Origin of the sequence: Desulfobacterium sp. N47 (assembly GCF_051233685.1) — a bacterium.
In the GTDB taxonomy this organism is placed as follows: Bacteria; Desulfobacterota; Desulfobacteria; order Desulfobacterales; family RPRI01; genus RPRI01.
Genome location: NZ_JBAMMY010000313.1, coordinates 1 through 8,737, shown reverse-complemented (window position 1 = coordinate 8,737; position 8,737 = coordinate 1). Strand labels below are relative to the sequence as shown.

Below are 8,737 nucleotides of genomic sequence, written 5' to 3'. Positions count from 1 at the left end.
GGATTCCCGATAAAAATCACTGCTAAAATGGCAGGTGTTACAAGAAACTTGATATGATGGTTTTTGTTTTTCGATTGTGATCAGGCCCCTTTGAGGGGCCAGCAATCGTAAAGCCTCCGGCTTTGCCGGAGGATGTTTACTTTACGTGCTAAGTCAAACCATCTTTCTCGAAGACCGGCGGGGCCGCCCCATGCCTTTGGCACATCTCAATTATTGACTGCATATTTTCCATAGATTGCCGACTTTATATGTATGTTATTCAAAGCATCAAAAGATGTTTACAAAGTTTTTCATATAATTTATATTAAATTCATTTGAGATGGAAGTTCTCAACCATATCCTTTAGGATGTTTATTCCATGAAAAAAACAACAATATTTACTATAGTTATAGTTCTTGCCGTATTAATTTCAATAACCTTAATGGCAAGCCGTTCAAACACTGATAACTACTTCATAGAGTATAAACAGGGAGCTGTAGAGGTATGGAAGGGAAGATTCTCTCCTCTCGGTAAGGAACCCTTTATTATAATGCCCGGGGCGCAACCGCCAAATCCCATGAAAGAGGTATATACCCGTGAAGAAGTTTTTCCATTAATAGCAAAATACTATATCGATAAGGCTGATGCGGTAATGGATGTGCCTGGCCTTCCTGATTTTGAAGGCATGAGAACCTATCTTAACAAATCTTTATCTTTCGCAATTACTGAAGACCTTAAGAGGGAGGCCCATGTCCGTTTAAATAAAATAGACAGAATGGTGCTCCTTTACAAAGCCGATATCGCTTTAAATAAAGGTACAATATCTGAACTCAAAACAGCTCTTGAATACTTAAAAAGAGCAAACTTGCTTGGTCCTGATGAAATAGAATCAGAACTTATAATACGAAAGATAGATTCAATCATAACCCGGATAACTGCACTTGAAACCGGTTCGGAAATAACAAAACCAGAGCAGGATTCCCACCACCTTTAACTGTTTACAAGATGACATGCAGCTAAATGTTCTTTGACTTCGGATCCGGCTGCTACCTGTTTTAACTCAGGTTCATCAATGCGGCACCTGTCGAAGGCAACAGGGCACCTGGTATGAAATCGACACCCGGAAGGTGGATTTAATGGAGACGGGACATCTCCGTAAAGTATGGTTCTTTTATTTTTTACAAAAGGATCAGGAACCGGAATTGCTGATATCAGCGCCTTTGTATAAGGATGCAGAGGATTTTCATATGTGGCATCGGCATCCGCGTATTCTACGATTTTTCCAAGATACATAACAGCTATGTTATCTGAAATATGTTTAACAACCGCAAGATCATGTGCAATAAAAATATAAGTAAGATTCATCTCAGACTGAAGGTCAAGAAGAAGATTAAGTATCTGGGACTGGATGGAAACATCAAGAGCCGATACAGGCTCATCACATACAATCAGCTTGGGTTTTAATGCGATAGATCTTGCGATTCCTATTCTCTGGCGTTGCCCGCCGCTGAATTCGTGCGGAAACCGGTTTACTGCGCTTTGAGGTATCCCGACACGCGATAAGAGATTTAATACTTCCTTTCTTCTTGATTGCAATGAACCGAATTTATGAATTATCAGAGGTTCTTCCAATATATCTCCGATTGTCTGTCTTGCATCCAGAGATTCGAAAGGGTCCTGAAAAATCATCTGCATATTTCTTCTAAGCGGCCTCATTTTTTTGTCGCTTAACCGTGAAATGTCTTCTCCTTCAAATAAGACATTACCTTCAGTCAAATTATAAAGTTTTAGAAGTGCACGTCCTATTGTTGTCTTACCGCAGCCGGATTCACCTACAAGTCCGATTGTTTCACTTTTCTTTACTTTCAGCGAAACACCGTCTACCGCATACACTTTTCCGACTTTTCTGCGGAATATGCCCCCATAAACCGGGAAATGTATTTTGATGTTTCTTGCTTCAAGCAGATAATCAGACATAAAGATAACAGCTCACAAAATGTTCATCTTCAATACAAACGGCAGGAGGTGAAACAGTCCCGCAAACAGCCATAGCCTCAGGGCAACGATTTCTGAATCTGCAACCTTGAGGCAGTTCATTAAGAGCGGGAACCGTGCCTTGTATTACATGAAGCCTTGTTTTTCTTTTTCCTTCAAGACGCGGGATAGATAAAAGAAGCCCCTTAGTATATGGGTGCATCGGTTTTCTAAAAAGGTTTTCTACCGGGGCAGTCTCCGCCACTTTACCGGCATACATCACAAGTACCCTGTGGCTTGTTTCGGCTATTACCCCAAGCGCATGAGTAATAAATATTATTGCCATGCCGGTTTCATCCTGAAGCCTTTTCATCAGATCCAGTATCTGGGCCTGTATGGTTACATCAAGAGCCGTTGTAGGTTCATCGGCAATCAGTATATCGGGTTTACAGGCAAGGGCCATTGCAATCATTACCCGCTGGCGCATACCGCCCGATATGTTGTGAGGATAATCTTTTACCCGTTTTTCAGGATCTGAAATTCCGACTTTTTTCAGTATCTCAATTGAATCTTTCCTGATTTGTCTGATATCGGTATCAGGATGGCGAAGAAGATAAACTTCATTTATCTGATCTCCGATAGTGTGAACCGGATTCAAGGCTGTCATGGGTTCCTGGAAGATCATTGATATCCTGTTTCCCCGGATCCGCTGCATGTTTTCTGCAGAAAGAGTTGTTATATCGGTTCCTGAAAATATAATGTGACCGGCATCTATCCGTCCGGCCGGTTTTGGAAGAAGCCTCATAATCGAAAGAGCCGTAACGCTTTTTCCGCATCCGGATTCTCCCACAATGCCGAAAACCTCTCCCTTGTTCACTTTAAAACTGACATCATCTACGGCACGTATTCTGCCTGTTTCGGTATCAAAGGATGTAACAAGATTTTCAACCGTTAATATTTGATTTTCAGATATCATTTGTCACTGTATTTTCATTGTTATTGTTTTCATCTTGTAAGTTTCATCAATAATAGTAACAGGGTCAAATTTTTCATCCTTTTTCATGGCTTTTTTTGTTTCATCATATGCTTTTGAGTCAAACCAGAAAAGGCCGCCTGTCATGCTGCTGAAGGGATCAAAAAGATCGGTTGAATTTTTTGTTCCGGGAACTTTGGGGAGTTTCCACCATCTCCAATATGCATCACGGGTGTAGGGCACCATGAAAGTAGGTACAAAAACTCCAAGATCATGTATCTTTTGCTGGATTTTAAGTGAAAGATTTATCCTCTCTTTTTCTTCAAGAGAATTACGGTATGCATCTATAAGTTTGTCCATGTCAGGATCATCGGTATTTGTGATATTATTTGTTTGAGGCTTATGGGCATTTACCGAGTGAAAATGCTCCCAGAACTGCGGCCTGAAAGAAGTACTCCAACCCATCCATGCAACATCATGCTTTTTTTCCAGAATTTTTTTAAAAACAGCCGCCGGGTCAAGCTTCTGCAAATTAAGCTCTATCCCGGCTTTTTTTGCCTCTTCCTTTAATACTACAAGTCTTGGAGTATGATCATCATATCCGTAAACCACTTCTACCGAAAAACGGTTTTTCCCTTTTTCCCATATACCGTCGGCTCCGCGTTTCCAGCCTGCTTTTTTCATATGGAAATCAACCTTATCAAGATTAAACCTTCTTGCTTTTATCTTTTCATTGGAATAACGCCCATAGCCCATAAATCCATGCTCAAGTCTGAAATAATCGTTTCGTAAAACCTTTTCTATTACTTTTTCCACATTCATGGCATGGGCAAAAGCATACCTCACATTTATATCTTTAAAAATTCCCTTATCCTGATTGAGCCATAATCCCATTGCGGACTGCTGTGTGTCGTTGAAAAACCAGATTCTGTGAACATAGCCGTTTTCTATAACAGGCGTTTTGGATTTTACATGCCAATACTCAGGAATGGTGAGGTTAAATTCATCTATTATTCCCTTTTTGAAATACTCCCAAATCATATTATTGTCTCTTATTACGGTAAATATTATCCTGTCCACATTATACCGGTTTTTAAAATACTTCAGATCATTTCCCCACCAGTCTTTTTTTCTTTTAAAAACTATGGATTTTCCTTTAACAAAATCGCTTATCCGGTAAGCACCGGTATTTGGAACTATCTCCCAGTTATATTTTCTTACAAAATCTTCACCAAGCTTTTTGTAATAATGAATTGGAGTGGGGATTAAGCCAAGTTTTAAATAAAGATCAGGTTCGGCTTTTGTTGAAACAACAGCAAGGGTATAATCATCATAAACTATAACACGGTCTATCTCTTTGGAATAGTAATCATTGTACCAGGGCGCAACTATATATTTTGAGCGCATAAATTCCAGTGTATAGGCAAAATCTCTTGCTGTAACAGGAACTCCGTCCGACCAGCGTGCTTTTTGGTTTAACTTGAAATACATGGTCTTTTTGTCTTTTCCGAAAGCCCAGTGAGTGGCAATTTCAGGTATAATATTTAAAGTATTCGGATGAATTCCTATCAAAGATTTCTGGTTATCTAAAATAGCGTTTCTGAAGCTGTCATTTGAATCAGGACCGACTATGCGAAAAGTCATAGGAAAGCTCATTAAGGCTGCATGAAACGTTCCTCCTTTTTTAGCATCATCAGAAGCAAAAACCGGATCGGAATCGTTTGTAAGCCATTTTATATCTTTCGGTAATTCCGGTGCACCGGCATAAGACTGCACATTGGAAGACAATACTCCTGCAACCAAAAAAACCTTAATAAACGCAAAGACAGTTTTCGTTATACTTTTTTCTTCCTTCGGCATTCATTATTCCTTGTTCGATATTCGATTATTCATATGTTGAATACATTTTCGGATCAAAGGCCTCTCTTACAGCTTCACCTATAAATGTCACGGCAATAAGGGTTACAGTCATAGCACCTATAACCGAACCTCCGATCCACCATGAATCCATGTGCGTCCAGCCCTGCTGTATCAGTTCACCCCAGCTTGGTGTGGGAGGAGGAAGACCAAAGCCAAGATAATCAAGGGAAGTAAGAGCAACAATTCCGCCCGAAACTGCAAAAGGGGCGTAGGTCACTATAATTGATATTGTATTTGGAATTATATGTTTAAAAATTATGCGGCTGTTTGAAGCGCCGAGAGCCTTTGCGGCAAGAACATATTCTCTTGCCTTCTCCTTATAAGTAACTGTCCGTATAGTCCATGTTATTCCGATCCAGCCGAAAAAAGCCATGATCAGCACCAGGGTAATAAATCCCGGTACAATAATAGAAGATATAATTATAATCACATAAAGAAAGGGAACATTAGACCAGATCTCAATAATGCGCTGAAAAAAAAGATCAAATTTTCCACCGAAATAGCCCATTACACTTCCTATGCTGACTCCTATTCCATAGTCAAACAGGAGCAGAAGAAGAGAAAAAGATATGGCTATCCTGAACCCGTATACAAGCCGTGCAAGAATATCTCTTCCAACGTTATCGGTGCCGAAATAGTGCCTCTCCTTAAATGAAGGCGGATAAGGAGGAAACAAATCTTGTTTAAGGTCATTTTCAAGCGCGTTATAAGGAACCGGAGGCAGAATAACCCAGTTTCCCTTATTTTCATCTTTAAAATGCTTTTTCAGCTGACGGTAATTTGTTTCGTAATCATAGTCCAAACCGAACTTCTTGCCCGGATTCATATCAGCATAAACAGGAAAATATAATTTATTATTGTAGCAGACAACCAGAGCCCGGCTGTTCACAAAAACTTCGGCTAAAAAAGAAACAAGAATCATAACAAACAGCAGCATGAAAGAGTAGTATCCTCTTTTTATGGATTTGAATCGCTGTATTTTTTTTCTTGTAAGAGGATTTAAGAGCATATTTTCACTCGAACTTAACCCGCGGATCTACAATTGCAACACATATGTCCGAAAAAATATTTCCTACAAGCAGCAGAAGAGATGAAATTACCAGTATTCCGAGAACAACCGGATAATCACGTTCTACAATCGCTTCGTATCCCAAAAGTCCCATACCGTTTATATTAAAAACTTTTTCAATCAGGAAAGAGCCCATCAGAATAATCGATATATTGTTCCCGAAATTGGTTGCAATCGGAATAAGACTGTTTCTTAATGCATGCTTAAAAACTGCCTTTTTAAAAGAAATGCCCTTTGCGATTGCGGTACGGATATAATCTGCGGAAAGATTGTCAAGAAGAGTGTTTTTCATCAAAAATGTCATAACGGTAAATGAGCCCACCAGGTAAGCTGCCAGCGGAAGAACCGTATGCCATATAATATCCGTTATCTTTCCAAAAAGATTTAAATCCTCAAAATTCTCACTCACAAATCCACCCAGAGGAAATACATCCCAATGAGAAGAAAAAAGAATAAGCAGAAGTACTCCTATAACCCATCCCGGAATTGCATATCCGGCAAAAACCACAACGGATGTTAAATTGTCAAAAGAGCTTTTATGCTTGACGGCTTTTAAGATTCCAAGAGGTATACAAATCCCGTACACAAGTATCATCGTAATTATTCCAAAATACAGTGATATTGGTATGCGCTCTTTTATCATGCCCCATACAGGGTCATAATAACGTGTGGAAACACCAATATCTCCCTGCAATACTTTTCCCATCCAAAGAAAATAGCTTGTAAGAACCGGTTTATCAAAACCGTAGTATTTCTTAAGCTCTTCTATCTGTTCTTGTGAAAGAGGCTGATTCTGATCTTTGGAAGTAAGCCTTGCTCCGCTTTTCCCATCCATACTCTGCATCTGCTGAGCCTGAGCTATCATTCGTTCGATTGGGCCTCCCGGCACAAACCTTGTAATCACAAAAACCATTACTGTGATTCCAAGAAAAGTCGGAATGATTAATAAAAGACGTCTTAATATATACGTTATCATTTATGACCCGATAAATTTTTGGAAAGCTAAAATAATGCTATTTTTAAATTTTTAATATTTATAGCCCCACTCAGGATATAAATCAATGCCTGATTGTATTATAGCAATTATCATAAGGAAGTTAGAATATGTGCCCATACCCAATTACAAGTATGCAATCGGAATATTATTATGCATATGCTATAAACCAACTGAAGTGTGCAACCTGTCTGATTTTCTAAGAAAGTTTTCTTTTAAGGAATGAAATAACAGCAGCCGTAAATGCATCGTTGCGATCACCGGCTATCATGTGTCCTGCTTCCTGAACATCAACATACTCAGCGCTGGGCACTGTCTCGAGAAAGGCTTGTGCTCCCGCTTTGCTCACCACGTCGCTCATTCGGCCACGGACAAGCAAAATGGGCGCGTCGATTGCCAAAGCAGCACGCTCATACCGTTTGGTATCGAATTTATCGTTGACTTGCCGGTCATCGGATATGAGTGCGGGATCCCAGTGCCATCGATATCTACCATCAAAACCGAGTCGCAGGTTCTTCGCCAATCCGTTAATATCATCCGGACGTGAGCGATGAGGAAGATAGCCTGCAACGGCAGAGGCCGCCTCTTCGACTGACACGAAACCATCAGGGTAACTGCGCATAAACGCAAGAATGCGCTCCCGGCCTTCGCCGGAATGACGAAAAGGGGTGTTTTCCAACTTTTTACGAGTCTATTATTGATTACTGTATAATAAAGATCGTATAGGAAGTGAAGTTAAAAAAAAGTTGTAAATTTAGCAAGCTTTATTTAATTCATTCCATATGTCTGACTATGCCTGATCCAGGCGCACCCAATTGTAAAGATTTTTACCAATAATATAAATCTAATAGGAGGGTTAAGCTATGGTTGAGGAAAGAAACGTAGGTTATTCCGAGTTATTTAAAAACACACTATCCTTTCTGGCTGCAGGACGCAGTCATGATGAGCAGATCCGATGCATTCAGGAATCAGGTAATCATGCACCCACATGGCTATTGAGGTCCGCTCTTTTAAGTTCAATTGGACTGGCACCACCAAAGCAATCAGCGGAAAACTTTGTCGTTTTCGGCTGTTATATTCCGTTTGTTTATGGCAATACCGGAATTGCAGGCATTTATCAGACTTCTGCAATTGGCAGAGATTGACTATACCTACTCGCCTGACAAAGAGGTTTGCTGCGGAGCTCCAATATGGGAGGATACTATTGAACTGGTAGATATGAAAGATGAGAGGAGAAAGGAAATTCAGGATAAATGCAAAGGTTTCATGGAGATTAACAATAGTTTAGGCAGGCAGGCACAGGCAAAAAATATGATATATGCCTGCCATAACTGTGCGTCGCTGGCAAGGAGGACATTTGCTCAAGATTCCGATCATCACTTTGGATTAAGGAGTTGTCACAAAATAACGTTTACAATTTATCTGTTGATCGATATGGCATTATTGTATAATTCCAATCTCCATGGGATTCATTACGACTGATATTTACTCGGCGAAGATCCTTATCTGATATTTTAATACCTTTCGGATATTTATTGGTGTCAAGTTGACATTTTACTGTTAATCCTTTTCGTGTTGTTGTAGAGGCAATAAGATTTATGATCACTTCATGGCTGACAAGTGGTTTTCCTCTCCAGCTTTGGCTGATATAGGAAAAAAGTCTATGTTCAATTTTGTTCCATTTGCTTGTACCCGGTGGAATCTGTCATACAGATACTTCGAGGTTAGTTTCATTAGAAAACTTTTGCAGCTCCGTTTTCCACAGCCTTATTCTGGATCCATTACTACCGCCGCCGTCAGCTGTAATCAGTAATTGATGAGCTTTTGG

Annotated in this window: 9 protein-coding genes and 1 pseudogene; 3 read left to right on the top strand and 7 right to left on the bottom strand. The window is 39.9% G+C overall.

The genetic code is table 11. The features are described from left to right. Positions 1-358: 358 nt before the first annotated feature. Positions 359-973 (top strand): hypothetical protein, encoded by a 615-nt coding sequence (locus tag VXK47_RS20105; RefSeq protein WP_435550577.1) that lies wholly within the window; start codon positions 359-361, stop codon positions 971-973. Here VXK47_RS20105 and VXK47_RS20100 read toward each other — a convergent pair. The 6 genes from VXK47_RS20100 to VXK47_RS20075 all read right to left on the bottom strand — a co-directional run bounded on the left by VXK47_RS20100 (position 970) and on the right by VXK47_RS20075 (position 7,531). Beyond that, positions 970-1,956: an ABC transporter ATP-binding protein gene (locus VXK47_RS20100; protein WP_435550576.1), complete on the bottom strand. Its 987-nt coding sequence runs from the start codon at positions 1,954-1,956 to the stop codon at positions 970-972. The genes VXK47_RS20105 and VXK47_RS20100 overlap by 4 nt on opposite strands. After that, the gene (locus VXK47_RS20095; RefSeq protein WP_435550575.1) at positions 1,949-2,929 is read right to left on the bottom strand and encodes an ABC transporter ATP-binding protein; all 981 of its coding nucleotides are present in this window, start codon (positions 2,927-2,929) and stop codon (positions 1,949-1,951) included. Before VXK47_RS20095 ends, VXK47_RS20100 begins: the two co-directional genes overlap by 8 nt. Before the next feature lie 3 nt (positions 2,930-2,932). Next, positions 2,933-4,786 (bottom strand): extracellular solute-binding protein, encoded by a 1,854-nt coding sequence (locus tag VXK47_RS20090; RefSeq protein WP_435550574.1) that lies wholly within the window; start codon positions 4,784-4,786, stop codon positions 2,933-2,935. 25 nt (positions 4,787-4,811) lie between these two features. Beyond that, entirely contained in the window at positions 4,812-5,855 is a 1,044-nt protein-coding gene (locus VXK47_RS20085; protein ID WP_435550573.1) for an ABC transporter permease, read from the bottom strand. Between the two features lie 4 nt (positions 5,856-5,859). Further along, positions 5,860-6,891 carry an ABC transporter permease subunit gene (locus tag VXK47_RS20080; RefSeq protein ID WP_435550572.1) on the bottom strand — a complete coding sequence of 344 codons (1,032 nt, stop codon included), beginning with the start codon at positions 6,889-6,891 and terminating at the stop codon, positions 5,860-5,862. A 217-nt stretch (positions 6,892-7,108) separates the two neighbouring features. Further along, positions 7,109-7,531, bottom strand: coding sequence for an alpha/beta fold hydrolase (locus VXK47_RS20075; protein ID WP_435550571.1), 423 nt, complete (start codon positions 7,529-7,531; stop codon positions 7,109-7,111). Between the two features lie 241 nt (positions 7,532-7,772). On the opposite strand from VXK47_RS20075, the gene VXK47_RS20070 reads away from it, so the two are divergent. Both VXK47_RS20070 and VXK47_RS20065 read left to right on the top strand, forming a co-directional pair. Beyond that, positions 7,773-8,054 carry a hypothetical protein gene (locus VXK47_RS20070; protein WP_435550570.1) on the top strand — a complete coding sequence of 94 codons (282 nt, stop codon included), beginning with the start codon at positions 7,773-7,775 and terminating at the stop codon, positions 8,052-8,054. Further along, the gene (locus VXK47_RS20065; RefSeq protein ID WP_435550578.1) at positions 7,999-8,391 is read left to right on the top strand and encodes a hypothetical protein; all 393 of its coding nucleotides are present in this window, start codon (positions 7,999-8,001) and stop codon (positions 8,389-8,391) included. The genes VXK47_RS20070 and VXK47_RS20065 overlap by 56 nt, the downstream gene beginning before the upstream one ends. On the opposite strand, the pseudogene VXK47_RS20060 reads toward VXK47_RS20065, so the two are convergent. Further along, positions 8,321-8,737: pseudogene (locus VXK47_RS20060) on the bottom strand (ISAzo13 family transposase); the annotation flags it as partial. The gene VXK47_RS20065 and the pseudogene VXK47_RS20060 overlap by 71 nt on opposite strands.

What these genes read in the sequence shown, in the direction of transcription:
- VXK47_RS20105 (WP_435550577.1), top strand. Translation starts at nt 359, where the DNA reads ATGAAAAAAACAACAATATTTACTATAGTTATAGTTCTTGCCGTATTA.
- VXK47_RS20100 (WP_435550576.1), bottom strand. Translation starts at nt 1,956, where the DNA reads ATGTCTGATTATCTGCTTGAAGCAAGAAACATCAAAATACATTTCCCG.
- VXK47_RS20095 (WP_435550575.1), bottom strand. Translation starts at nt 2,929, where the DNA reads ATGATATCTGAAAATCAAATATTAACGGTTGAAAATCTTGTTACATCC.
- VXK47_RS20090 (WP_435550574.1), bottom strand. Translation starts at nt 4,786, where the DNA reads ATGCCGAAGGAAGAAAAAAGTATAACGAAAACTGTCTTTGCGTTTATT.
- VXK47_RS20085 (WP_435550573.1), bottom strand. Translation starts at nt 5,855, where the DNA reads ATGCTCTTAAATCCTCTTACAAGAAAAAAAATACAGCGATTCAAATCC.
- VXK47_RS20080 (WP_435550572.1), bottom strand. Translation starts at nt 6,891, where the DNA reads ATGATAACGTATATATTAAGACGTCTTTTATTAATCATTCCGACTTTT.
- VXK47_RS20075 (WP_435550571.1), bottom strand. Translation starts at nt 7,531, where the DNA reads ATGCGCAGTTACCCTGATGGTTTCGTGTCAGTCGAAGAGGCGGCCTCT.
- VXK47_RS20070 (WP_435550570.1), top strand. Translation starts at nt 7,773, where the DNA reads ATGGTTGAGGAAAGAAACGTAGGTTATTCCGAGTTATTTAAAAACACA.
- VXK47_RS20065 (WP_435550578.1), top strand. Translation starts at nt 7,999, where the DNA reads ATGGCAATACCGGAATTGCAGGCATTTATCAGACTTCTGCAATTGGCA.